Here is a 21,727-nt window from a genome sequence, read left to right on the forward strand (position 1 = left end):
GGCCTTAATCGTTCAACGTGGCGATCACCGGCGCGTGGTCGGACGGCTGTTCCCACTTGCGCGGCGCGCGGTCCACCACGCAGGCGGTGCAGCGCGCGGCCAGCGGCGGCGACAGCAGGATATGGTCGATGCGCACGCCCTTGTTCTTCTGGAAGCCCAGCATGCGGTAATCCCACCAGCTGAAGGTCTTTTCGGCCTGCTCGAACAGGCGGAAGGAATCGGCCAGTCCCAGCGCGAACAGCGCCTGCAGCGCGCTGCGCTCCGGCTCGGAGCACAGTACCTGGCCGGCCCACAGCACCGGGTCGTGCACGTCGCGGTCGTCGGGGGCGATGTTGTAGTCGCCCAGCACCGCCAGGTTGGGATGCTGCGCCGCCTCCAGCTCCAGCCAGTGGCGGAACGAGGCCAGCCAGCCCAGCTTGTACTCGTACTTGTCGGTGCCCACCGCCTGGCCGTTCGGCACATAGGCGCACACCACGCGCACGCCAGCGATGGTGGCGGCCAGGATGCGCTGCTGCACGTCCTCGTAGTGCGGGTTGTTGCGCACCACGTCCGTCATCGGCAGCTTGGACAGGATGGCCACGCCGTTGTAAGTCTTCTGGCCGCTGAACACCACGTGGTAGCCGGCCGCCTCGATGGCCGCAGTGGGGAACTTGTCGTCGGTCAGCTTGGTCTCTTGGATGCACAGCACATCGACCGGATTCTCCTCCAGCCATTTGAGCACGTGCGGCAGGCGGACGTTGAGCGAGTTGACATTCCAGGTAGCGAGTTTCATGTGTTGTATCTTCTCTCTTAAATCGGTTCACCGGCATTCTAACCGAATGCGCCGAGCAGGAAATCGCCGCTACTGGCGGGCTTTTCTATTGTGTTGGCGGAAATTTACGAAGGCGGCATCATACGCGCTGGCAAAAAAAGCCCTTTGGAATGGAACTATTGATCGGCAAGCTGTTTGCAAAATGTAACAATTTAAAAAATAATTGCCGATAGTGCTTCATTGTTATCAAATTAGTACTAAGATTCCATAAACGGCAGCCGAAAACAGAAATATACTTAAAGAACTCGGGATGACACTGAATTTTCCATGAAGCAACAGTTTTGATGCAAAAAAAGATAGAATTGTGTTGGAACGCATCAAGAAATGGTACTATTGGGAAATAGTTGTTGTTTAAACAGTGAGATATGCGCGAAGCATTTGTAAAGGACTGAAATGCGATCTGCATTTGAAGCATGGGCGCAGCGCGATGGGCACATCGTGCGCCGCCGCGAAGACAAACCAGAAGAGTATCTGGTGTTCGAAACGCAACGCCGCTGGGTGATCTGGCAGGCGGCGCTGGAGCACGGCAAAACGCCGGCAGGGCGAAAGACGGCAGCGCAGAAGGAAGCAGCTGCCGCCGAGAAAGCCGCCGCCGCACGTTCGTCGGGTTTGCAGCGCGCGCCGGCCTTGAGCCAGGACGAGGCTGTGGTTCGCAACCAGGTGCTCAATGAGGTACTGGACGCGTTTTCGCGGCTGAACGGCGAGTCCGGCATGGAAGACATACTCCAGGTGATCCAAAGCCTGAAGCAGCCGTCCAAGCCGCAAGCCGCTGAGCGTACGATGGACACCGGCAAGGCTGTCGAGCGCTAATACGCCGCCGCCAGAGCCACTGAATGGGCAGTACCGCCAGGTACTGCCTCGGAGGCCTGCCGCCTTGCCTAAAGGACTGTTATGTCCCGGACAGCCGTTCCTGCTGCAATTGCCCTCCTGGCCGCGCTGGCCGGGTGCGGTACCCTGACAGAATCCCCCAGCCAGCGTGTGCTGGTGCAGACCGTACTCGACCACCGTGAAGTGGCCGGCGCCGGCTGCATCCTGCAAAACGACGCGGGCAAGTGGTTCGTGACCACGCCGGCGCGCGTGGCCATCCGCAAGAGCGTGGGACAGCTGCGCGTGGACTGTCGGCTGGACAACGCCGCCTGGGCCTACGAGAACATCAAATCAAAACAGAACAGCACGCTGTGGGGCAACGTCGCCCTGACGGCGGGCATCGGCATCATGGTGGACCGCAACACGGGGCAGGGATTCGACTACCCGGACGTGCTGACGGTGGAGTTGAAGCGCTACGACCCGGATGCGGGGCATGCGGCGCCGGACGCGGGACGCGCGGTGTACTGATAAAAAAACGGGCCTTGCGGTAATGCCGTTCAGTTAAGACTGAGCGGCATTTTTATTTTGTGGTTGTAAACATTGCAAATCGCTGTTAACCTGCGTCGCAATGCTAGATGACGCCGTTCATTTCCTCGCCGATGGTTTAGAGTGCCCCGATTGGCGGCGGCTTGGGCAGCATTTACCCTATGATTGGATCGAAGAAGCGGTTGTCTGCACACACGCGGTGAGCATCCGCCAGCGTCGGTTGCCAGCCGAGCAAGTGGTGTGGTTGATCATCGCTCTGGCGCTGTACCGGCACAAATCCATAGGCGAGGTACTTGACGACTTGGGCTTGGCATTGCCGGACGCGCAAGCGCCTTTTGTGAGTAAAAGTGCGGCGGCCCAGGCGCGTCAGCGCCTCGGGGCCGAGCCACTGCAATGGTTGTTCGAGCGCTCGGCGCAAGCCTGGTGCGAGCAAGATCGCCGGGCCTATGTATTCAAGGGGCTCCAGTTGTTCGCTATGGACGGCACGACCTTGCGCACCCACGACACAGCGGATAACAGGGTCCATTTCGGTGCGCAAAATTACGCCGGCGACACTGTGGCCGGCTATCCGCAAGTACGCGGCGTAACGCTGACCGCGCTCCCCACCCACTTGATTCGCAACGCCGCGTTTGGGCCTTACGCAAGCAACGAGATGGTCTATGCTAAAGAGCTGGTACCCCATATTCCGGCTGATTCGCTCACCATATTTGACAAGGGCTTTCTGGCGGCCGAAATTCTGTGCGCTGTGACGACCGGGGCCGAGAACCGCCATTTCCTCATCCCCGCCAAATCCAACACCAAGTGGGAGGTGATCGAGGGCGAGGAGCACGACGCCATCGTGCGCATGCGGGTATCACCACAAGCGCGCGTCAAGTGTCCGGCATTGCCGGAGTTCTGGGAAGCGCGCGCCATCACAGTGGTTGACCAACAGGCGCGCAAAAGGATCCTGCTTACTTCGCTACGCGACCGTCGGCGCTATCGCGCTGCCGACATGGCGGCCTGCTATGAACGACGCTGGGGCATCGAAACCAGTTACCGCGAGCTCAAACAGACCATGCTGGGCACGGCGTTCACCTTGCGATCAAAGACGGTCGAAGGCGTGTATCAGGAAATATGGGGCACGCTGACTGCATACAATCTGATTCGACTGGAAATCGCCAAGGCGGCACTAGTCGCCAAGTGCGAGCCATCGGAGGTGAGCTTCATCAGGGCATTCCACCTCATCCAGTTCGAATTGCACTGGGCCGGCGTCACGCGCTCTTACGGCAAGCTGCCGGCATCGATGAAGCATTTGCGGGAAAGGTTGGTTACCCTCCTCAATGAGGAACGGCCCGGTCGGAAATTCGACCGGGCCGTCAAGGGCAGACCAAGGAAATATGCCGCCAGGGTACTAAAGAAAAGCCCTTAACTGAACGGCATTAGGCCTTGCGGCCCGTTTTTAGTTTGTTACACGCGGTTGATGAGGAAGTTCGCCAGCAGCGGCACCGGACGGCCGGTGGCGCCTTTTGCGCCGCCGGACTTCCAGGCGGTGCCGGCGATGTCCAGGTGAGCCCAGTTGTACTTGCGGGTGAAGTTTTCCAGGAAGGCCGCCGCCGTGCACGACGCGCCGCCCGGCGTGCCGATGTTGGCCAGGTCGGCGAAGTTGGACTTCAGCTGCTCGTTGTACTGCTCGCCGATCGGCAGGCGCCATGCGGTGTCGCCGGCGGCCTTGCCGGCGGCCAGCAACTCGTCGGCCAGCTTGTTGTGGGCGTCGTCGTCGCGCGTGAACAGGCCGCTGTTATGGTGGCCCAGGGCCACGATGCAGGCGCCGGTCAGCGTGGCGATGTCGATCACCGCGGCCGGGTTGAAGCGCTCGGCGTAGGTCAGTGCGTCGCACAGCACCAGGCGGCCTTCGGCGTCGGTGTTCAGGATCTCGATGGTCAGGCCGTTCATGGAGCTGACGATGTCGCCTGGCTTGGTGGCGCGGCCGGAAGGCATGTTCTCGCAGGCGGCGATAATGCCCACCACGTTGGACTTCAGGCCCATCTCGCCGATGGCGCGGAAGGTGCCCAGCACCGAAGCGGCGCCGCACATGTCGTACTTCATCTCGTCCATGCCGGGGCCGGCCTTGATAGAAATGCCGCCGGTGTCGAAGGTGATGCCTTTACCGACCAGCACCACCGGCGCGTCCTTGGCCTTGCCGCCTTTGTGCTTGAGCACGATGAACTTGGGCGGCTGCTCGCTGCCGTTGGTCACCGACAGGAAGCTGCCCATCTTCAGCGCCTCGAGCTGCTTGCGGTCCAGGATCTCGACGTCGAAGTTGAAGTCCTTGGCCAGCTTCTTGGCGGTGTTGGCCAAGTAGGTCGGGGTGCAGACGTTGGCCGACAGGTTGCCCAGGTCCTTGGTCAGCTCCATGCCGTTGGCGATGGCGATGGCCTGCGACAGCGCCAGCTTGTTGGCGGCGCTGTTGGCCACGGCCAGGGCCACTTTCTTCACGCCGGCGGGGGCCGGGTCCTTCTTGCTCTTCTGGCTGTCGGTGCGGTAGATGCTTTCGCGGCCGGCCTGCACCACGCAGCGGATGGCCCACGCTGCGTCTCGCTCTTTCACTTCTTCCAGCGGTAGTGCGATAATGGCGTCCGCCGCGCCCAGGGTGGAGAACGCCTTGACTGCAGCCTGAACGCCGGAGGCGAAGCTTTTCTCGCTCACGGCGTCGTCGGCGCCCAGGCCGATCAGCAGCACGCGCTCGGCGGCGGCGCCTTTCAGGCCGCGCAGCAGCAGGGCCGTACCTGGCTTGCCGGTGATGTCGCCGGACTTCAGCGCTGCCGTGATTTCACCCGCACTGTCGAGGGCCTTGGCCGCTTGCGAAAGCTTCTTGTTTTCGAATACCGCGACGGCCATGCAGCCGGTCTTGGCGGACGCAATGGTGTTTTTTGCGTCGAATGCTTTTATGCTAAAGTCCATTAGATTTCTCCGTGTAGGCTTGGTTCTTACTTAACTTGACGACCGAATTATAAACTTCGAATGATTTTTCAACGTGCCCTTCAACGCGAGTTGGCCAGTGCTGCCGGGGCAACCTTCACGGTGCTGTTCTCCCTTATCGTCACCTGGACCCTGATCACCATCCTCGGCAAAGCCGCGGGCGGCAAGGTCGCATCGAGCGATGTGATCGCGCTGATAGCGTTCGCGGCCCTGAATTATCTGCCAACTGTCCTGATCCTCACCAGCTTTATTTCGGTGCTGATGGTGGTCACGCGCAGCTACCGCGATTCCGAGATGGTGGTGTGGTTCGCATCGGGCCTGAGCCTGGCGCGCTGGATACGCCCGGTGCTGCTGTTCATCCTGCCCATCGTGCTGCTGACCGGCGTGCTCAGTTTCTACGCCACCCCGTGGGCCAAGCAGAAAAGCGGCGAGTACGCCGAACGTTTCCAGAAGCGCGAGGACTTGCAGCAGGTGTCGCCGGGCCAGTTCCGCGAATCGGCGTCGGCCAACCGCATCTTCTTCGTCGAAGGCGTGTCCGGCCAGAGCGCCGTGGTGCACAACGTGTTCGTCAACACGGTGGACGAGAAAGGCACCGCCACCGTGGTGGCCAAGGAAGGCGTGATCACCACCTCGCCCGAGGGCGACCGCTACCTGGTGCTGAAGAACGGCCGGCGCTACCAGGGCACGCCCGGCAGCGCCGATGTGCAGACCATGGAATTCGAGCGCTACAGCATGCGCGTGGCCACCAAGACGCAGGAGCTGGACGGCGCGCTGGGCGTAGACGCCATGCCGAGCGCGGTACTGTTCAAGGGCAGCGGCCCCGTGATCCAGGGCGAAATCCTGTGGCGCATCGCGCTGCCGATCACCTGTTTGCTGCTGCCGCTGCTGGCCATTCCGCTCGGTTTCGTCAACCCGCGCGCGGGCAGCTCGTCCAACCTGATCGTGGCCTTGCTGATCTTCTTCAGCTATAACAACCTGGTCAAGGTGCTCGAGGGCAGCGTACGCCAGGGCAAAATGAGCTTTGGACTGAGCTGGTGGCCGCTGCACCTGGCGCTGGCCATTATCGTGGTGCTGATGTTTGTCTGGCGCCTGAACGTGAACCACCGCTATCACCCGCGCGTGCTCTGGGCGGCGCTCAAGCGCGGCAAGGGCGCGGCCAAGGAAGTCAAGCAATGAGTATCCTGCAACGCTATTTCGCCACCTCGATTGCGCAGGCGGTGGCCTTTGTGCTGCTGGCGCTGCTGGGCCTGATGGCCTTCATGGACCTGACCGGCGAACTGCCGTCGGTGGGCAAGAACGGCTACAGCCTGCAGCACGCCGTGCTGTACGTGGCCATCATGGTGCCGGAGCGGATTTACCGCGTGCTGCCGGTGGCCACGCTGATCGGCACCATCTACACCATGGCGCAGCTGGCCTCGTCGTCCGAATTCACCATCATGCGTGCGGCCAGCCTGTCCACCCGCATGGCGATCGGCATGCTGTTCAAGATCGGCGTGGTGTTCGTGGCGGTGGCTTTCATTTTCGGCGAACTGATCGTGCCGCGCACCTCGCCGCTGGCGGACAAGGTGCGCCTGACAGCGCAGGGCGCCACGGTGTCGGCCGAATTCCGCTCCGGCCTGTGGACCAAGGACATCATCAAGAGCGAAGGGCTGACCGGCGAAGTGCAGGGTTCGCGCTTCTTCAACGTGCGTGAAGTGCGCCCGGACGGCCAGCTGCTGGACGTGCAGCTCTACGAATTCGACAACAGCTTCCGCCTGCGTGCGCTGATCCAGGCCAAGCGCGCCACCTTCCAGGGCAAGAGCGTGTGGCGCCTGGAGGATGTGACCGAAAGCCGCTTCAGCAATCCGGCCCTGCTGGTGGCTGGGGCCACCGCCACCGCGCAGAATCACTTTGCGCAGGAGACCAGTCAGGTCGAAGTGGTGAAGCTGGCCTCGCGCGACCTGGTGTCCGAGATTACGCCTAAAATCCTGTCGGTATCGCGCCGCGATCCGGAGCGCATGTCGGCCAACGAACTGGCGGTGTACACTCGTCACCTGCAGGAGAACAAGCAGGAGTCCAAGATGTTCAAGGTGGCGTTCTGGAAGAAGCTGATCGATCCGCTGGCCGTGTTCGTGCTGATGGCGCTGGCGCTGCCGTTCGCCTATCTGCACGCGCGCAGCGGCGGCGTGAGCCTGAAGGTGTTCGTCGGCATCATGATCGGCGTCAGCTTCCTGCTGGTGAACACCCTGTTCTCGCACGTGGGCATGCTGAGCACCTGGCCGCCGTTCCTGACGGCCGCCGCGCCCAGCGTGATTTATCTGATGCTGGCCATGGCTGCGCTGTGGTGGGTGGAGAGGCACTGATGGCTACTAACAAAGCACTGATCCTGTTCGCGCACGGCGCGCGCGCCGCCAGCTGGGCGGCGCCCTTCGAGCGCCTGCGCGGCCTGGTGCAGGCGCGCGTGCCCGACACGGACGTATCGCTGGCTTTCCTGGAATTGATGTCGCCGCGCCTGCCGGAGCGGGTGGCCGAACTGGCCGCCGCCGGCGTGGACGAGGTGGTGGTGGTGCCGGTGTTTCTCGGCCAGGGCGGCCACGTGCTGCGCGACCTGCCTTTGATGCTGGACGAGCTGCGTGCGGCCTATCCCGCCATCCGCTTCAGCGTGGCCGAAGCGGCGGGGGAAAACCCGGCGGTGCTGAACGCCATCGCCGACTACTGCGTTGGCACCCTGCCGGGGAACTGAAGCCTTACTCTTCCTTACTCTTCGCCGTCGGCTTCCGACTGCGCCGCCATGGCGGCCAGCGTGGAGCCGGGCTGCTCCAGTTCGCGCTGAATGATGGCGCGCAGGCCGTCCGAACGGATCTCGTCCAGCGCCAGTTTCTGCATATTGTCCGCTTCGCCCTTTTCCTCCAGGCCGTTCAGCACGGCCAGCACCAGGCGCACTTCCTTCGCGTAGTTCAGCACGTAAGCCAGCAGCGTCGGCGCGGCCGATGCCGGCTGGCTGGCCAGCGCGTCCGCGCCATCGTTCAGGCGCGCGGCCAGCGCTTCGATGCGGCCGGAAGGCGAGGGCAGGAAGCGGCGCGCCAGCTGGAAGTCTTCGCACTTCACCAGCGCCGTCATGGCCAGTTCGGCGCACTGCTCGGCGAGCGCGGAATCGATCTCGTCCAGTTTCAGGAACAGCTGGTGGGTGGCGCCCACTTCGCGCAGGGCCTCGTTGATGGCGGCCACTTCGCGGAAACGCTCCACGGTGGCCGCGCCCAGCAGCATGCGCGACGATTCGCGGTCGCGGATGCTCTGCAGCGCGGCGCGCGCGGGCGGGAAGGCGTCGGCCAGGTAGATCCAGTCGCGCAGGGCGAAGGACAGGCGCACGCCGCGCCACTCGGGCGACACCTCCAGCGCGTGTTCATGCAGCCAGAGGTGGTCCTTCAGCGCGTCCTGGTAACGGCCGGCGAGGCGGGCTTCGCGGGCGCGTTCAAACACTTCATTCGGCTGCTGCATATCACCTCCTTGAAAATCGAAGGCGACATTTTAACAGGCGCCGTCCCAACGCTCACCAGACCCGGCACAGCTTGTCCTTCGGCTTGACCATGGCCTGGCCAGGCTTGCAGGAGAACGCCTTGGCGAATTCCGGCATATTCACCACCAGCCCGTTGATGCGGTACTTGCCCGGCGAGTGCGGATTGGTGAGCGCGTTCACGCGCAGCCGCTCGGGGCGCTCGTTCTCGCACGTCCATTGCGCGGTGCCGACGAAGAAGCGCTGCTCTGGCGTCAGGCCGTCGCGGTTTTCCAGCACCTTGTTGGCGATCTCCGTCTTCCACGCCATCCAGGCCAGTACCAGGCCGCCCAGGTCGGCCGCGTCCTCGCCCAGCGTCAGCTTGCTGTTGATCTTGATGTCGTCGACGATGGTGTACTGCGCGTACTGGTCCACGATGCACTGCGCGCGCTGGTTGAAGGCCTTGGCGTCCTGCTTGGCCCACCAGTCCTTCAGGTTGCCCTTGGCGTCGAACTGGCGGCCTTCGTCGTCGAAGCCGTGGATCAGTTCATGGCCGATGGTGCCGCCGGTGTTGCCGTAGTTGGGCGCATCGTCCATTTTCGCGTCGAACAGCGGCGGCTGCAGCACGCCGGCCGGGAAGTTGATGTCGTTCATCTGCGGGTTGTAGTACGCGTTCACGGTGGGCGGCGTCATGCCCCATTCGGAACGGTCGAGCGGCTTGCCGATCTTGTCGAGCTGGCGCCGCACTTCGAAGGCGCTGCCGCGCACCACGTTGCCGGCGAAGTCGCCGCGCTTGACTTCATAGGCGCTGTAGTCGCGCCAGGTGTCCGGGTAGCCGATCTTGTTGGCCACCGCGTGCAGCTTCTCGCGCGCCCTGGCCTTGGTCGGCTCGCTCATCCACGCTAGCGCGTTGATATCCTGCTCCATGGCGGCCTCGATCTGGCGCGTCATGTGCAGCGTCTTCTCCTTCAGCTCGGGGCTGAAGGCGCGGCTGACGAACTCCTGGCCCAGCGCCTCGCCCAACTGCTGGTCCACCAGCTGCACGCAGCGCTTCCAGCGCGGCTTCTGCTCCGGCGTGCCGAGCAGCGTCTTGTGGTAGAAGGCGAAGTTCTCGGCCACGAAGTCCTGCGACAGGAAGGGCGCCATGGCGCGCGTGGTGTGCCAGCGCAGATAGGTCTTGATGTCGTCCAGGCTCAGTTGCTGCAGGCCCTTGTTGAGCGCACGCAGGTAGGCCGGTTCGGTGGCGTTGAAGCTGTTGGCGCCGCCCATACCCAGCGCCTGCAGGTAGTCCTTCCAGCTGAAGGCGGGCGTCATGGCCTGCAGGCCTTTCAGGTCGGTCTTGTGGAACAGCTTGTATGGATCGCGCTGGTCCACGCGCGACAGCGAGGCCTTGGCCAGCGCTGTCTCGAAGCGCAGGATGGCGGCGGCGGCGCGCCTGGCCGCCTGTGGCGTATCGCCAGCCAGTTCCAGCGAGCGCGCGATGTGCTCGGTGTATTTGGCGCGCATGGTTTTCGACTTGGCGTCGTTCTTCAGGTAGTAGTCGCGGTCCGGCAGGCCGGCGTCGGCCGTGGTGGCGAAGGCGATCACCTGCGACGAGTCGCCCAGGTCCTGGTTGGAGGAGAAGCCGAACAGCATGCTGTTGGCGACCTCGGTGTGCAGGCGAGCCAGCACGCGCGGCAGGTCCTGCTTGGCAGTCATGCCGCCGATGAGCGACAGGTATTCCTGCAGCGGCGCGGCGCCGCGCTGGTTGACGGTGTTCTCGTCCATGCAGGCGGCGAAGTAGTCGCCGATCTTCTGCTGGGCCGCGTTGCGGCCGGTATCCTGGGCGGCCAGCGTGGCCAGGATGCCCCACAGGAAGCGCTGGTTGTCCTGCGCGGCCTTGCCGTACACGCTCCACGCGCTCTGGTCGGCGGGGATGGGATTGTTCTTCATCCAGCCGCCGCAGCTGTACTGGTAGAAGTCCTCGCAGGGATCGGCGCTCTTGTCCATCGCGCTCACGTCCAGGCCCGGCGTGTAGGGCAGGGCGGTCAGCGGTGCGTCGGGAGATTGGGCGAAAGCGGTGCCGATGCTGAAAGCCAGCAGGAGAGGGGCGAAATTGCGCATGGAGTGCTCCGGTGAGTCGAAGCAGCTATTCTACGGCGGGGGTTGTTGAAATGGCAATCGGCGCGCTGCGGCGGGTTACGGCGCGGGGCGCCTAACCCGCCCTACGGAGGGGCGAGTGATGCGGCCATGCGTGGATACCGGAATGCGGGAACACGTGGATACGGAAATGCGTGGATGCGTAGGGCGGGTTAGGCGCCTGCGCCGTAAGCCGCCGCGCTTAGTCGGCGGCCTGATTCGGCCGGCGCGCCATGGCATGCCCCAGCATCACCAGTACTGGCCCGTGTGACGGCTCCAGCCCATGCGCCAGCGTATCCAGCGTCAGGCGCAGGATGCGCTGGTCGGCGCGGCTCACGTTCTCGATCACCACCACCGGCGTCTCTCCCAGCCGGCCCTGGTCCAGCAGCCGCTGCGCGGTGATGATGGCTTCGCGGCCGCCCATGTACTGCACCAGGGTGTCGCTGTCCGGCATGTCCACGTCGGCCGGGTGTTCCGGCGCGGTGCTGGACGTGAAGAAGGCCACGCTGCGCGCCACGCCGCGCTTGGTGAGCGGTTGCTTGGTGGCCGCCGCCGCCGCCACAGCGGTAGTAATCCCCGGCACCACTTCCACCTCGATGCCGGCTTCCTCCAGCGCGCGCAGTTCCTCGTCCGCGCGGCCGAACAGCATCGGGTCGCCGCCCTTCAGCCTCACCACCAGCTTGTGGCGGCCGGCGTTGTCCACCAGCTGCGCGTTGATGGCGTGCTGCGCCGTGGAGCGTTGGCCCGAGCGCTTGCCGACCGAGATCTTCTCGGCCTGCGGGCACAGTTCCAGCATCTCCTCGGTCACCAGCGCGTCGTGCAGCACCACGTCGGCCTGCGCCAGCAGGCGCGCGCCGCGCAGGGTGATGAGATCCTGCGCGCCGGGGCCTGCGCCGATCAGATAGACCTTGCCGAACTTGGGCGCCAGCACAGACATGGATCAGCCCAGGCGGATCATGCCGGCCGCCACGGTCTGGTGGGTCACTTCATCGATCAGGATGAAGGCGCCCGTCGCGCGGCTGTCGGTGTAGTCGTCGGCGGCCAGCGGCTGCTGCACGGTCAGCGCAATGCGCGCCACGTCGTTCAGCTTGAGCGCGTCGGCGCTGCGGCGTTCCTGGGTGTTGATGTCCAGCAGCGATTCGATGCTGGTGATCTTGGCGGCGGTCTGCTTGGTGCCGTGCTTGATCCAGTACTTGCGGCGCAGGTCCAGTGCGTCTTCCGACAGCCAGCACACGTCCGCGTTCAGGTTTTTCAGCAGGGTGGCCGGCTGCTCGCTGCTGGCCAGCAGGTCGCCGCGCGAGATGTCCAGGTATTCGTTGAGCAGCAGCGTGACCGACTGGCCGGCCGATGCCGACTGGTGCGAGCCTTCCAGCGTCAGGATGTCCTTGACGGTGGCGGCCTGGCCCGAGGGCTGCACCACCAGCTTGTCGCCCACCTTCACATTGCCGGCTTCGATGCGGCCCATGTAGCCGCGGAAGTCATTCGCTTCGTGGCCGTTGTGGCGCGCCACAAGCTGGACCGGGAAGCGGAACGGCGCGCGGTGCGACTCGTCGTACACGGACAGCGATTCGAGCAGCTCGATCAGGGTCGGGCCTTGGTACCAGGGCATGTTCTCGCCCGCGTCCACCACGTTGTCGCCGCTCAGGGCCGACAGCGGAATCGGCGTGATGTCCTTCAGGCCCAGCGTCTGCGCGAATTCCTGGTAAGCCTTGACGATGCGGTCGTAGATCGCCTGGTCGTAGTTCACCAGGTCCATCTTGTTTACAGCCACCACCACGTGCTCGATCTGCAGCAGGTGGGCGATGGTGGAGTGGCGCTTGGTCTGGATCAGCAGGTCCACGCCGCCGTCTTCGCGCAGCTTCACTTTCGACACGTCGATCAGGATGATGACGGCGTCGGCGGTGGAAGCGCCGGTCACCATGTTGCGGGTGTACTGCTCGTGGCCCGGGGTGTCGGCGATGATGAACTTGCGCTTCGGCGTGGCGAAGTAGCGGTAAGCCACGTCGATGGTGATGCCTTGCTCGCGCTCCGCTTCCAGGCCGTCCGTCAGCAGAGACAGGTCGATGGTGTCGCCCACGGTGCGCTTGTTCTTGGCGCGCGACACGGCGGCCAGCTGGTCGGCGAAGATGCCCTTGCTGTCGAACAGCAGGCGGCCGATCAGCGTGCTCTTGCCGTCATCCACCGAACCTGCGGTGATGAAGCGCAGCAGGCCGGCCTGGTTTTCAGTGTTTTCAATGCGAGCGTTCATCAGAAGTAACCTGCTTTCTTGCGTTTTTCCATGGAGGCTTCGGAGGTCTGGTCGTCCATCCGGGTAGCGCCGCGTTCAGTGATCTGGGTGACGGCCGTTTCGGCGATGATCGCTTCCACCGTTTCCGCGTCCGAAGACACGGGGCAGGTGCAGGAGATGTCGCCCACGGTGCGGAAGCGCACCACTTGCGTTTCCACGGTTTCGCCTTCGCGCGCCGGGGTCAGGTCGGTCAGCGGCACCAGCAGTCCGTTGCGCGGGATCACCTGGCGCTCGTGCGCGAAGTAGATCGGCGGCAGCGCCAGTTTTTCGCGGGCGATGTACTGCCACACATCCAGTTCGGTCCAGTTCGAGATCGGGAACACGCGCATGTTCTCGCCCGGGTGGACGCGGGTGTTATACAGGTCCCACAGTTCCGGGCGCTGCGCTTTCGGGTCCCACTGGCCGAATTCGTCGCGGAAGGAGAAGATGCGCTCCTTCGCGCGGGCCTTCTCTTCGTCGCGGCGGGCGCCGCCGATGCAGGCGTCGAAGCCGTGTTCGGCGATGGTTTCCAGCAGCGTCACCGCCTGCGCGGCGTTGCGCGAATCGGTTTGCGGATTACGCAGGCGCACGGTGCCTTTCTTGATCGAGTCCTCCACCGAACCCACGATCAGGCGCTCGCCCAGTTCGGCCACGCGCTGGTCGCGGAAGTCGATCACTTCCTGGAAGTTGTGGCCGGTGTCGATGTGCACCAGCGGGAAGGGGAATTTCCCGGGCCGGAAAGCCTTCTCGGCCAGGCGCAGCAGCACCACGGAGTCCTTGCCGCCCGAGAACAGCAGGGCGGGGTTGCTGCATTCGGCGGCCACTTCGCGCAGGATGTGGATGGCTTCCGATTCCAGCGCGTCCAGGTGGCGGGCGTTCACTTCGCTCAGGCCTATGGTGGAGGCGTAACGGTCAACTACAGTATTCATGGCTTTGCCTATTCTTGATTGGTGGCCGGTTGATTACGCGGCCACGGATTTGATGCGTATCAGCTTGCCGTCTACCACGTGCAGGCCGCATTCCTTCGATTCGGGATTCTCCCACCACCAGCGCCCGGCGCGCACGTCCTCGCCCGGCTCGATGGCGCGGGTGCAGGGTTCGCAGCCGATCGACGGGTAGCCCTGGTCGTGCAAGGCGTTGTACGGCACCATATTGTCGCGCAAATAGGTCCACACGTCTTCCTCGGACCAGTCGGCCAGCGGATTGAACTTGGTCATGAAGTGGCCAGGATCGTCCTCTTCGATCATCAGCGAGGTGCGGGTGGCCGACTGCGCGCGGCGCTGGCCGGTGATCCAGGCCTTGTTGCCGGCCAGGGCGCGGCCCAAGGGTTCGACCTTGCGGATGCGGCAGCATTCCTTGCGCATCTCCACGCTGTCGTAGAAGGCGTTCAGGCCGTTCTGCGCCACGTAGGCTTCGACCGCCTCGGGCTGCGGGCGGTACAGCGCGATCTCGTAGCCGTAGGTTTCCTTCACCTTGTCCAGCATGGCCAGCGTTTCAGCATGCAAGCGGCCGGTCTCCAGCGAGAAGATGGTGATCGGCAGTTTGGACTTCAGGATCAGATCGGTCAGCACCATGTCTTCGGCGGCCAGGCTGGACGCAAACACCGCAGGCGTGAAATCACGCACGATGCGCTCCAGCGTTTGCTGGGTGGACTGGATCAGGGTATTCAGCTCGCTCATGGCTGGCTCCGCGCGTCAGATGCCGTAGCCTGCGTCGCCGCCTTCGGCGGGCGCGGGACGGGCATGGCGGCGGAACAGCGGCGCTTTCTGGTCCACGGAAGCCTGGTAGGTTTCGGTGAAGTCCGACAAGCCTTTCAGCGCGTCTTCGATGCTGCGGTCGCTGCGCACGTCGTAGGCGTTGAAGCCCACGCGCTGCATGGAGAACAGCTGGTCGCGCAGCACGTCGCCGATGGCGCGCAGTTCGCCGGTGTAGGCCAGGCGCGTGCGCAGGTTGTAGGCCAGCGAGTAGCCGCGGCCATCGGTGAATTTGGGGAAGTCCACCGCCACCACCGCGAAGCCATCGAGGTCGCCTTTCAGCGTCTCGGGACGCTCGTCCGGGCCGAACCACACGCCGATCTCGCCGGCGGCGCGGCGCGCGGCCAGTGCTTCGCCCTGCGCCAGCCAGGTGGCCAGCGGCACGATGACCTTGCCGGCCGGGACTGGCAGGGCGGCCGCGTCTTCGCCTTCGGCGGCGCGCAGCACGGTCCAGTCGTTGCCGGTGATGTCGCGGCCCTTGATGATCAGTTTATCTTCACGCATATTCATCTTCTCCAACCAGGCGGCCCGCTTCGGCAATCGGCGTGGCGTATACATATTCCTTGAACGGTGCAACGCCCAGGCGCTGCACGGTGTCGACGAAACGCTCTTCTTCGTGGCGCTCGCGCACATACACTTCCAGCAGGCGGCCGATCACTTCCGGCATCTGCAGCGCAGAGAACGACGGGCCGATGATCTTGCCGATGGCCGAGTCGTTGCCCTGCGCGCCGCCGATCGACACCTGGTACCACTCGCTGCCGTCCTTGTCCACGCCCAGCACGCCGATATTGCCGACGTGGTGGTGGCCGCAGGCGTTGATGCAGCCCGAGATGTTCAATTCGATGTCGCCGATGTCGTGCTGGAAGTCCAGGTTGTCGAAGCGCTCCGCGATGGCGGCGGCGATCGGCAGCGACTTGGCGTTGGCCAGCGAGCAGAAGTCGCCGCCAGGGCAGCAGATCATGTCGGTCAGCAGGCCGATGTTAGGCGTGGCCAGGCCCTTGGCCTTCACTTCCTGCCACAGCGCGAACAACTGGCTCTGTTCCACGTCGGCCAGCACGATGTTCTGCTCGTGCGTCACGCGCAGTTCGCCGAAGCTGTAGCGGTCCGCCAGGTCGGCCATGAAGTCCATCTGCTCGGCGGTGGCGTCGCCCGGCGGCACGCCGGTCTTCTTCAGCGACAGCACCACGGCCGCGTAGCCGGGCTGCTTGTGCGCCTTGACGTTGCGCTTGAGCCAGTTGGCGAAGGCCTTGTTGTCGGCGTGCGCGGCCAGCGGGTCGATCGCGTCCAGTTGCTTGTACGGATGCGGCTCGAAGTAGGCCACCACGCGGTCGATTTCTTCCTGGGTCAGCGTTTCGGCGTTGCCCTTCAGGTCCGCCCATTCCGCTTCCACCTGGCGCGTGAACTCCTCCGCGCCGATGGCTTTCAGCAGGATCTTGATGCGGGCCTTGTACTTGTTGTCGCGGCGGCCGTACTGGTTGTACACGCGCATCACCGCTTCGATATAGGTCAGCAGGTGTTCGCGCGGCAGGAACTCGCGGATCACCGTGCCCAGGATGGGGGTGCGGCCCATGCCGCCGCCGACCATCACCTTGAAGCCGATTTCCTTGTGCTCGTTGTACACCACGGTCAGGCCGATGTCGTGCACGGCGATGGCGGCGCGGTCTTCCACGGCGCCGTTGACGGCGACCTTGAATTTACGCGGCAGCGCGATGAACTCGGGGTGGAAGGTCGACCACTGGCGCAGGATTTCGCAGTAGGGGCGCGGATCGATGATCTCGTCAGCCGCCACGCCGGCGAATTCGTCGGTGGTGGTGTTGCGGATGCAGTTGCCCGAGGTCTGAATGGCGTGCATTTCCACCGAGGCCAGGTCGGTCAGGATGTCCGGGGTCTGTTCCAGCTCGATCCAGTTGAACTGGATGTTCTGGCGCGTGGTGAAGTGGCCGTAGCCGCGGTCGTACTTGCGCGCGATGTGGGCGAACATGCGCATCTGCTTGCTCGCCAGCAGGCCGTACGGCACAGCGATGCGCAGCATGTAGGCATGGCGCTGGTAATACAGGCCATTCTGCAGGCGCAGGGGCAGGAATTCGGCTTCCGTCAGCTCATCGGCCAGGCGGCGGCGCACCTGGTCGCGGTATTGCGCGATGCGTTCGCGGACGATGAGGTGGTCGTATTGATCGTATTGATACATGTCATTCCTAAAAAAATCGCTTGCCGGCGGGGCTGGCTCTTTCAAAGTATCCCAAACTGGCGTCAATGGTAATAAACTTCATCTTTATTCCAAACGACTTAGTCTTTATTTGCTTATATACGTATTGGGTATAAGCATGAGCGTAAAATAGAGCTAGAGCAGCCCCAACGAGAGAACAATGAATCTTCATCAACTGCGCTTTGTCCGAGAAGCAGTACGCCAGAACTACAACCTGACAGACGCCGCCAAGGCCCTGTTTACGTCCCAGCCCGGGGTGTCCAAGGCCATCATCGAGCTGGAGGAAGAGCTGGGCGTGGACATTTTCACGCGGCACGGCAAGCGCATCCGCGGGCTGACCGAGCCGGGACGGCTGGTGCTGTCTTCGGTGGAGCTGATCATGCAGGAGATCGACAGCCTCAAGCGCATCGGCAAAGAGTACGCGGCGCAGGACAGCGGCAGCTTCACCATCGCCACCACCCACACCCAGGCGCGCTACACCCTGCCCAAGGTGGTGCAGGCCTTCATGCTGAAGTTCCCCAAGGTGCGTTTGTCTTTATTGCAAGGCAATCCGCGCCAGATCGCCGAGATGGTGCAGCGCGACCAGGCCGACCTGGCCATCGCCACCGAATCCATTGCCGGGGTTGACAATCTGATCACCTTGCCATGCTACCAATGGGAACACGTGGTGGTGGTGCCGCCCGACCATCCGCTGCTCAAATCGAAGACGCTGACGCTGGAGGAGATTGCCGCTTTCCCGCTCATCACCTATGATGGCGCCTTCGCCGGCCGCAGCAAGATCGACCACGCGTTCTCGCTGCGCGGCCTGAAGCCGGACGTGCTGCTGGAAGCCATCGACGCGGACGTGATCAAGACCTATGTCGAACTGGGCATGGGCATAGGCGTGATCGCCGGCATGGCCTTCGATCCCGAGCGCGACCGCAGCCTGCGCGCCATCCCGGCCGGCCACCTGTTCGGCATGAACGTGTCGCGCGTGGCGGTCAAGCAGGGCGCCTACCTGCGCAGCTATATCTACACCTTCATCGAACTGCTGGCCCCGACGCTCAACCGCAAGTTGATCGAACAGGCCATGAACGGTGAAAAAGACAATTACGAGTTGTAACTATGAAGACCCAACAAGAATATTACGCGGCCGTCGCCGCCACCTACGACCTGCAATACGAGCGCCCGGAAGTGGAAGACGACCTGGAAGAACTGCACGAGGCGCTGGCCGAACTGCTGAATGGCCACAAGGTGCTGGAACTGGCCTGCGGCAGCGGCTACTGGACCGAGATCATCGCCGACGTGGCCGAATCCGTGCACGCCATCGACAACAGCCCGCAGATGCTGGCGGCAGCGCGCGAGCGCGGCCTGGACGAAGATTTCGTCCAATTCACCGAAGCGGACGCCTTCAACCTGCCGGCCGACATCGCCCCGGGCCAGTACACGGCCTGCTTCGCGGCCGGCTTCTGGTCGCAAGTGCCGCGCTCGGGCCAGGACAAATACCTGGCCCAGCTGCGCGCCAAACTGGGCAAGGACGTGTTGCTGGTCCTGCTGGACGCCAACCACGTGGACGGCTTCAGCCCGCCGATCGCGCGCACCGACCTGGACGGCAACACCTTCCACATCCTCACCGACACCAAGGGCGAGCGCTACGACGTGGCGCAAAGCTACCCGTCCGACAGCTGGCTGCGCAAGCGCCTGTCCGGCGCCGCCAAGGAAGTGCGTATCGAGCGCCTGGCACACTACTGGCTCGCCACCTGCCGCCTGAAATAAATTTTGTTGCCCCGAAAATGGGGTCAGGGTTAATTATGCGATCCATATACGGTTCGTGTAATTAACCCTGACCCCATTTTTTTGTTGTGAAGGAACAACAATTGTTGATGTCATATTGTTGAAGCATTTGTTAGGCAAGATTCGTCCCGTCAAGTTTCAAGCGACGCTTCCTCAACAAACGATATGGATCATCAAGTGAAAAAACTTACTCTGGCAGCACTGGTTATCGGCGCCTTCTCGGCATCCGCACAAGCACAGTCCAACGTGACCATCTACGGTCTGGTGGATGCGGGCCTGGTTAAAGAGAGCGGCGGCGCTGCCGGCAGCGTCACCAAGGTCACCAGCGGCATCGGCGGCCAGTCGCGCATCGGCTTCCGCGGCGTGGAAGACCTGGGCAACGGCCTGTCGGCTGTGTTCGCCCTGGAAACCGGCTTCAAGGCCGATGACGGCACCTTGGACAACACCAGCAGCGCGCTGTTCAACCGCCAGGCCTACGTCGGCCTGAAGAGCAAGGAACTGGGTTCCTTCACCCTGGGCCGCCAGTACACCATGCTGTACAACGCCATGAGCCAGGTGGCCGACCCGTTCGGCGCCGGTTACGCCGGTTCGATCAAGAACCTGTTCGCCACCGCCGGCGCCAACACCCGCGTCAGCAACGCCATGGTGTACGCGTCGCCTGTGGTGTCGGGCTTCTCGGCCGAGCTGCTGTACGCGCTGGGCGAACAGGCTGGCGATAGCACTGCCGGCCGCCAGATCGGTTTCGGCCTGAACTACGCCCAGGGTCCGCTGAACGCGCGCCTGGTGTACAGACAACCGCAACCAGGACATCGCCGCCGTGGGCGCCACCCCGGCCAAGAACCAGGAAGAAGCCAAGAACACCCTGCTGGCCGTGAACTATGACTTCACCGTGGTCAAAGCCTACTTCGCCTACGCCACCGACAAGGGCCTGAACAGCTCGCCGATCCCGGTCGCCAACGCGTTCGGCTTCAAGACCGCGCCGAAGCCCTCGACCGATGCGCGCGATATCCTGGTTGGCGTGTCCGTGCCGGCCGGCCCAGGCAACATCCTGGCGTCGTACACCAGCAAGGACGACAAGACCATCAACAACCAGGACGCGAACCAGATCGCCGTGGGCTACATCTACCCTCTGTCGAAGCGCACCAGCACCTACGTTGCGTACGCCAAGATCAAGAACAAGAACGGCGCTGGCTACACCGTTGGCAACAACAACGAAGCCGGCACCGGCGACAAGGCCTTCAACATCGGCCTGCGCCACGCGTTCTAAGCTGTTCCTGCTTTTTTGCCTGAAGGAGAGGCGCCCTGCGGGGCGCCTGTTTTATGCCTGCGGCAGCGGCAAGTCCACTGTAATGCGGGTGCCGCCGTCGCCGCTGGCGTCGCGGCCGCGGATATCGATCTCGCCGTCCAGCGCCCACACGCGCTCGCGCATGCCGAGCAGGCCGAAGGAGTGCGCCTTGTTCAGGTCGTCCGGCGAGATGCCGCGCCCGTTGTCTTCGATCGACAAGTGCAGCCGGCTGTCGCGCCGGCGCACCGCGATGCGCACCTGGCTGGCCTGGGCGTGACGTGAAATATTCGTCAGCGACTCTTGTACGATGCGGAAGGCGGCGGTGCTGTAGCGGTCGTCCAGGATCAGCTCATGTTCCTCGGCGTCCAGCTGGCAGCCGATGCCGTGGCGCTGGATGAATTCCTGGCGCAGCGTCTGCAGCGCGTAGTACAGCCCGCCTTCATCGAGCGCGTGCGGACGCAGGTCGCTGGCGATGCGCCGCAGCGAGGTGATGGCACGCTGCAGCAGTTTGTCCATCGAGCGCATCTGGCGCAAGGCCAGCGGCGAGGCGCTGGGTTGCTGCTGCTGTTGCAGCAGGCTCAGGTCCACGCGCAGCGTGGCCAGCAGCTGCCCGAGGTCGTCGTGCAGTTCGCGCGCGATGTGGGCGCGCTCGTCTTCGCGTATGGTTTGCAGCGCGGCAGACAGGTCGCGCAACTGTTCGTAGGAAATGGCGCGGTCCGTCGCGCGCCGTCCCGGCGCCTGGCAGTCGCGGCGCGAGTGCATTGCAGCAGGGGTGGGGCGGCGCCGCACCGTTTTTCGGGATTTTTCCATTGTCCATGCCCTTGGCCGGAAGTCGGCCTAAGGTTACACAATAGGATAGCAGCTTGCGCCGGACCTTGATCTGGCGCACGCGAGGTGGATTACGTCATTACATCTGCTTGAACAGGTGCAGGAAGCTGCGCGACACTTCAAGTTTGTCGGAGCGGTCCTTGATCAGCACCAGGTGGCGGCCGCGTATGTCGCGCGTGACGCCTTCGATGGCGTTGACGTTGACCAGCGTGGCGCGGTGGATCTGCCAGAACAGGTCGGGATCGAGTTCCTCGGCCAGGTCGCGCACGGGCTTGCGGATCAGCGCCTCGTACTTAGCGGTTTGCACGCAGGTGTACTTTTCGTCCGAGCGGAAGAACAGGATTTCCTCGACCGGTATCATGCGCAGGTCCTGGCCGATGCTGGCCTGTATCCATTGCAGATAGGTTTTCTTCGGCGCGGCGATCTTTTCGGCCAGCTGGGACAGCATGGCCGTCACGCTGGCGTTCACGTCGGCGCCGCCGGCGCCGGCCGGCGCACTCATACGGTGCTTCAGGCGCTCCACCGTGATCTGCAGCCGCTCCGGCTCGGCAGGCTTGAGCACGTAGTCGACAGCGCCGCGCTCGAATGCTTCCACCGCGTGCACGTCGTAGGCGGTGACGAAGACCACATTGCTCTTGTTGCCGATGGCGGCGGCCGCTTCCATGCCGCTCTTGCCCGGCATGCGGATGTCCAGGAAGGCGAAGTCGGGCTTGAGCTGGTCCACCAGCTCGATCGCTTCTTCGCCATTCTTCGCTTCGCCGATGATGTCCAGTTCAGGCCACACCTGGCCAAGGCGCATGCGCAGCTGGTCGCGCATCAGTCTTTCGTCGTCGGCAAGAATTGCAGTTGGCATATTCGGTAACAGTGTCAAAAGTAAGTGCTAATTATTCAATGAATCGGCGG

22 protein-coding genes are annotated in these 21,727 nt (G+C 63.5%); 10 read left to right on the top strand and 12 right to left on the bottom strand.

The features are described 5' to 3' along the window. Window positions 1-4: 4 nt before the first annotated feature. On the bottom strand, window positions 5-772 hold the full coding sequence (gene xth / locus ACFJI2_RS04175) for an exodeoxyribonuclease III (protein ID WP_377703873.1): 768 nt from the start codon (window positions 770-772) through the stop codon (window positions 5-7). Window positions 773-1,249: 477 nt separating this feature from the next. Between xth and ACFJI2_RS04180 the strand changes: the two genes are divergently transcribed. The 3 genes from ACFJI2_RS04180 (at window position 1,250) to ACFJI2_RS04190 (ending at window position 3,572) form a co-directional block, all read left to right on the top strand. Then, the gene (locus tag ACFJI2_RS04180; protein ID WP_377703874.1) at window positions 1,250-1,621 is read left to right on the top strand and encodes a hypothetical protein; all 372 of its coding nucleotides are present in this window, start codon (window positions 1,250-1,252) and stop codon (window positions 1,619-1,621) included. A 174-nt stretch (window positions 1,622-1,795) separates the two neighbouring features. Beyond that, window positions 1,796-2,146 carry a hypothetical protein gene (locus tag ACFJI2_RS04185; protein ID WP_377703876.1) on the top strand — a complete coding sequence of 117 codons (351 nt, stop codon included), beginning with the start codon at window positions 1,796-1,798 and terminating at the stop codon, window positions 2,144-2,146. Between the two features lie 100 nt (window positions 2,147-2,246). After that, complete coding sequence (locus ACFJI2_RS04190; RefSeq protein ID WP_377702271.1) at window positions 2,247-3,572, top strand: IS4 family transposase; 1,326 nt, start codon at window positions 2,247-2,249, stop codon at window positions 3,570-3,572. A gap of 38 nt (window positions 3,573-3,610) precedes the next feature. Here the strand turns inward: ACFJI2_RS04190 and ACFJI2_RS04195 are convergent, their stop codons facing one another. Continuing rightward, a complete protein-coding gene (locus tag ACFJI2_RS04195) occupies window positions 3,611-5,104 on the bottom strand; it encodes a leucyl aminopeptidase (RefSeq protein WP_377703877.1) in 1,494 nt (497 codons plus the stop codon). Window positions 5,105-5,164: 60 nt separating this feature from the next. On the opposite strand from ACFJI2_RS04195, the gene lptF reads away from it, so the two are divergent. From lptF to ACFJI2_RS04210, 3 genes are read left to right on the top strand one after another with little or no spacing between them, the layout of a single operon-like run. Further along, entirely contained in the window at window positions 5,165-6,298 is a 1,134-nt protein-coding gene (gene lptF / locus ACFJI2_RS04200) for an LPS export ABC transporter permease LptF (protein WP_377703878.1), read from the top strand. Continuing rightward, window positions 6,295-7,464, top strand: a complete 1,170-nt coding sequence (lptG, locus tag ACFJI2_RS04205; RefSeq protein ID WP_107878009.1) for an LPS export ABC transporter permease LptG — start codon at window positions 6,295-6,297, stop codon at window positions 7,462-7,464. Before lptF ends, lptG begins: the two co-directional genes overlap by 4 nt. Then, the gene (locus tag ACFJI2_RS04210; RefSeq protein ID WP_377703879.1) at window positions 7,464-7,844 is read left to right on the top strand and encodes a sirohydrochlorin chelatase; all 381 of its coding nucleotides are present in this window, start codon (window positions 7,464-7,466) and stop codon (window positions 7,842-7,844) included. Before lptG ends, ACFJI2_RS04210 begins: the two co-directional genes overlap by 1 nt. Before the next feature lie 14 nt (window positions 7,845-7,858). Here ACFJI2_RS04210 and ACFJI2_RS04215 read toward each other — a convergent pair whose 3' ends face one another. From ACFJI2_RS04215 to ACFJI2_RS04250, 8 genes are all read right to left on the bottom strand, one after another. Continuing rightward, the gene (locus tag ACFJI2_RS04215; protein ID WP_056402589.1) at window positions 7,859-8,599 is read right to left on the bottom strand and encodes a hypothetical protein; all 741 of its coding nucleotides are present in this window, start codon (window positions 8,597-8,599) and stop codon (window positions 7,859-7,861) included. 52 nt (window positions 8,600-8,651) lie between these two features. Further along, window positions 8,652-10,697, bottom strand: a complete 2,046-nt coding sequence (locus ACFJI2_RS04220) for a M13 family metallopeptidase (RefSeq protein WP_377703880.1) — start codon at window positions 10,695-10,697, stop codon at window positions 8,652-8,654. A gap of 217 nt (window positions 10,698-10,914) precedes the next feature. Next, window positions 10,915-11,649: a uroporphyrinogen-III C-methyltransferase gene (gene cobA / locus ACFJI2_RS04225; RefSeq protein ID WP_107878017.1), complete on the bottom strand. Its 735-nt coding sequence runs from the start codon at window positions 11,647-11,649 to the stop codon at window positions 10,915-10,917. A gap of 3 nt (window positions 11,650-11,652) precedes the next feature. Further along, on the bottom strand, window positions 11,653-12,960 hold the full coding sequence (locus ACFJI2_RS04230) for a sulfate adenylyltransferase subunit 1 (RefSeq protein ID WP_377703881.1): 1,308 nt from the start codon (window positions 12,958-12,960) through the stop codon (window positions 11,653-11,655). Beyond that, the gene (gene cysD / locus ACFJI2_RS04235; RefSeq protein WP_377703882.1) at window positions 12,960-13,907 is read right to left on the bottom strand and encodes a sulfate adenylyltransferase subunit CysD; all 948 of its coding nucleotides are present in this window, start codon (window positions 13,905-13,907) and stop codon (window positions 12,960-12,962) included. The genes ACFJI2_RS04230 and cysD overlap by 1 nt, the downstream gene beginning before the upstream one ends. 33 nt (window positions 13,908-13,940) lie before the next feature. Further along, window positions 13,941-14,657, bottom strand: a complete 717-nt coding sequence (locus ACFJI2_RS04240) for a phosphoadenylyl-sulfate reductase (protein WP_377703883.1) — start codon at window positions 14,655-14,657, stop codon at window positions 13,941-13,943. A 15-nt stretch (window positions 14,658-14,672) separates the two neighbouring features. After that, the gene (locus tag ACFJI2_RS04245; protein WP_377703884.1) at window positions 14,673-15,236 is read right to left on the bottom strand and encodes a DUF934 domain-containing protein; all 564 of its coding nucleotides are present in this window, start codon (window positions 15,234-15,236) and stop codon (window positions 14,673-14,675) included. After that, a complete protein-coding gene (locus ACFJI2_RS04250) occupies window positions 15,229-16,920 on the bottom strand; it encodes a nitrite/sulfite reductase (protein WP_377703885.1) in 1,692 nt (563 codons plus the stop codon). Before ACFJI2_RS04250 ends, ACFJI2_RS04245 begins: the two co-directional genes overlap by 8 nt. 178 nt (window positions 16,921-17,098) lie before the next feature. Between ACFJI2_RS04250 and ACFJI2_RS04255 the strand changes: the two genes are divergently transcribed. From ACFJI2_RS04255 to ACFJI2_RS04270, 4 genes are all read left to right on the top strand, one after another. Further along, a complete protein-coding gene (locus ACFJI2_RS04255; protein WP_025595741.1) occupies window positions 17,099-18,040 on the top strand; it encodes a CysB family HTH-type transcriptional regulator in 942 nt (313 codons plus the stop codon). Window positions 18,041-18,042: 2 nt separating this feature from the next. Beyond that, window positions 18,043-18,693 carry a class I SAM-dependent methyltransferase gene (locus ACFJI2_RS04260; protein WP_377703887.1) on the top strand — a complete coding sequence of 217 codons (651 nt, stop codon included), beginning with the start codon at window positions 18,043-18,045 and terminating at the stop codon, window positions 18,691-18,693. A 195-nt stretch (window positions 18,694-18,888) separates the two neighbouring features. Next, complete coding sequence (locus ACFJI2_RS04265) at window positions 18,889-19,593, top strand: porin (RefSeq protein ID WP_377703888.1); 705 nt, start codon at window positions 18,889-18,891, stop codon at window positions 19,591-19,593. Continuing rightward, on the top strand, window positions 19,529-19,978 hold the full coding sequence (locus tag ACFJI2_RS04270) for a porin (RefSeq protein ID WP_377703889.1): 450 nt from the start codon (window positions 19,529-19,531) through the stop codon (window positions 19,976-19,978). The genes ACFJI2_RS04265 and ACFJI2_RS04270 overlap by 65 nt, the downstream gene beginning before the upstream one ends. Before the next feature lie 51 nt (window positions 19,979-20,029). Here ACFJI2_RS04270 and ACFJI2_RS04275 read toward each other — a convergent pair whose 3' ends face one another. Then, entirely contained in the window at window positions 20,030-20,806 is a 777-nt protein-coding gene (locus ACFJI2_RS04275) for a sensor histidine kinase (protein ID WP_377703890.1), read from the bottom strand. Window positions 20,807-20,903: 97 nt separating this feature from the next. After that, entirely contained in the window at window positions 20,904-21,677 is a 774-nt protein-coding gene (locus tag ACFJI2_RS04280; RefSeq protein ID WP_377703891.1) for a LytR/AlgR family response regulator transcription factor, read from the bottom strand. Window positions 21,678-21,727 lie beyond the last annotated feature (50 nt).

Source organism: Pseudoduganella sp. UC29_71, from assembly GCF_042693265.1.
In the GTDB taxonomy this organism is placed as follows: Bacteria; Pseudomonadota; Gammaproteobacteria; order Burkholderiales; family Burkholderiaceae_D; genus Rugamonas.

What these genes read in the sequence shown, in the direction of transcription:
- ACFJI2_RS04250 (WP_377703885.1), bottom strand. Translation starts at nt 16,920, where the DNA reads ATGTATCAATACGATCAATACGACCACCTCATCGTCCGCGAACGCATC.
- lptF (WP_377703878.1), top strand. Translation starts at nt 5,165, where the DNA reads ATGATTTTTCAACGTGCCCTTCAACGCGAGTTGGCCAGTGCTGCCGGG.
- ACFJI2_RS04275 (WP_377703890.1), bottom strand. Translation starts at nt 20,806, where the DNA reads ATGGAAAAATCCCGAAAAACGGTGCGGCGCCGCCCCACCCCTGCTGCA.
- xth (WP_377703873.1), bottom strand. Translation starts at nt 772, where the DNA reads ATGAAACTCGCTACCTGGAATGTCAACTCGCTCAACGTCCGCCTGCCG.
- ACFJI2_RS04210 (WP_377703879.1), top strand. Translation starts at nt 7,464, where the DNA reads ATGGCTACTAACAAAGCACTGATCCTGTTCGCGCACGGCGCGCGCGCC.
- ACFJI2_RS04260 (WP_377703887.1), top strand. Translation starts at nt 18,043, where the DNA reads ATGAAGACCCAACAAGAATATTACGCGGCCGTCGCCGCCACCTACGAC.
- ACFJI2_RS04230 (WP_377703881.1), bottom strand. Translation starts at nt 12,960, where the DNA reads ATGAACGCTCGCATTGAAAACACTGAAAACCAGGCCGGCCTGCTGCGC.
- ACFJI2_RS04215 (WP_056402589.1), bottom strand. Translation starts at nt 8,599, where the DNA reads ATGCAGCAGCCGAATGAAGTGTTTGAACGCGCCCGCGAAGCCCGCCTC.
- ACFJI2_RS04245 (WP_377703884.1), bottom strand. Translation starts at nt 15,236, where the DNA reads ATGCGTGAAGATAAACTGATCATCAAGGGCCGCGACATCACCGGCAAC.
- ACFJI2_RS04255 (WP_025595741.1), top strand. Translation starts at nt 17,099, where the DNA reads ATGAATCTTCATCAACTGCGCTTTGTCCGAGAAGCAGTACGCCAGAAC.
- cobA (WP_107878017.1), bottom strand. Translation starts at nt 11,649, where the DNA reads ATGTCTGTGCTGGCGCCCAAGTTCGGCAAGGTCTATCTGATCGGCGCA.
- ACFJI2_RS04240 (WP_377703883.1), bottom strand. Translation starts at nt 14,657, where the DNA reads ATGAGCGAGCTGAATACCCTGATCCAGTCCACCCAGCAAACGCTGGAG.
- ACFJI2_RS04195 (WP_377703877.1), bottom strand. Translation starts at nt 5,104, where the DNA reads ATGGACTTTAGCATAAAAGCATTCGACGCAAAAAACACCATTGCGTCC.
- ACFJI2_RS04220 (WP_377703880.1), bottom strand. Translation starts at nt 10,697, where the DNA reads ATGCGCAATTTCGCCCCTCTCCTGCTGGCTTTCAGCATCGGCACCGCT.
- cysD (WP_377703882.1), bottom strand. Translation starts at nt 13,907, where the DNA reads ATGAATACTGTAGTTGACCGTTACGCCTCCACCATAGGCCTGAGCGAA.
- lptG (WP_107878009.1), top strand. Translation starts at nt 6,295, where the DNA reads ATGAGTATCCTGCAACGCTATTTCGCCACCTCGATTGCGCAGGCGGTG.
- ACFJI2_RS04280 (WP_377703891.1), bottom strand. Translation starts at nt 21,677, where the DNA reads ATGCCAACTGCAATTCTTGCCGACGACGAAAGACTGATGCGCGACCAG.
- ACFJI2_RS04190 (WP_377702271.1), top strand. Translation starts at nt 2,247, where the DNA reads ATGCTAGATGACGCCGTTCATTTCCTCGCCGATGGTTTAGAGTGCCCC.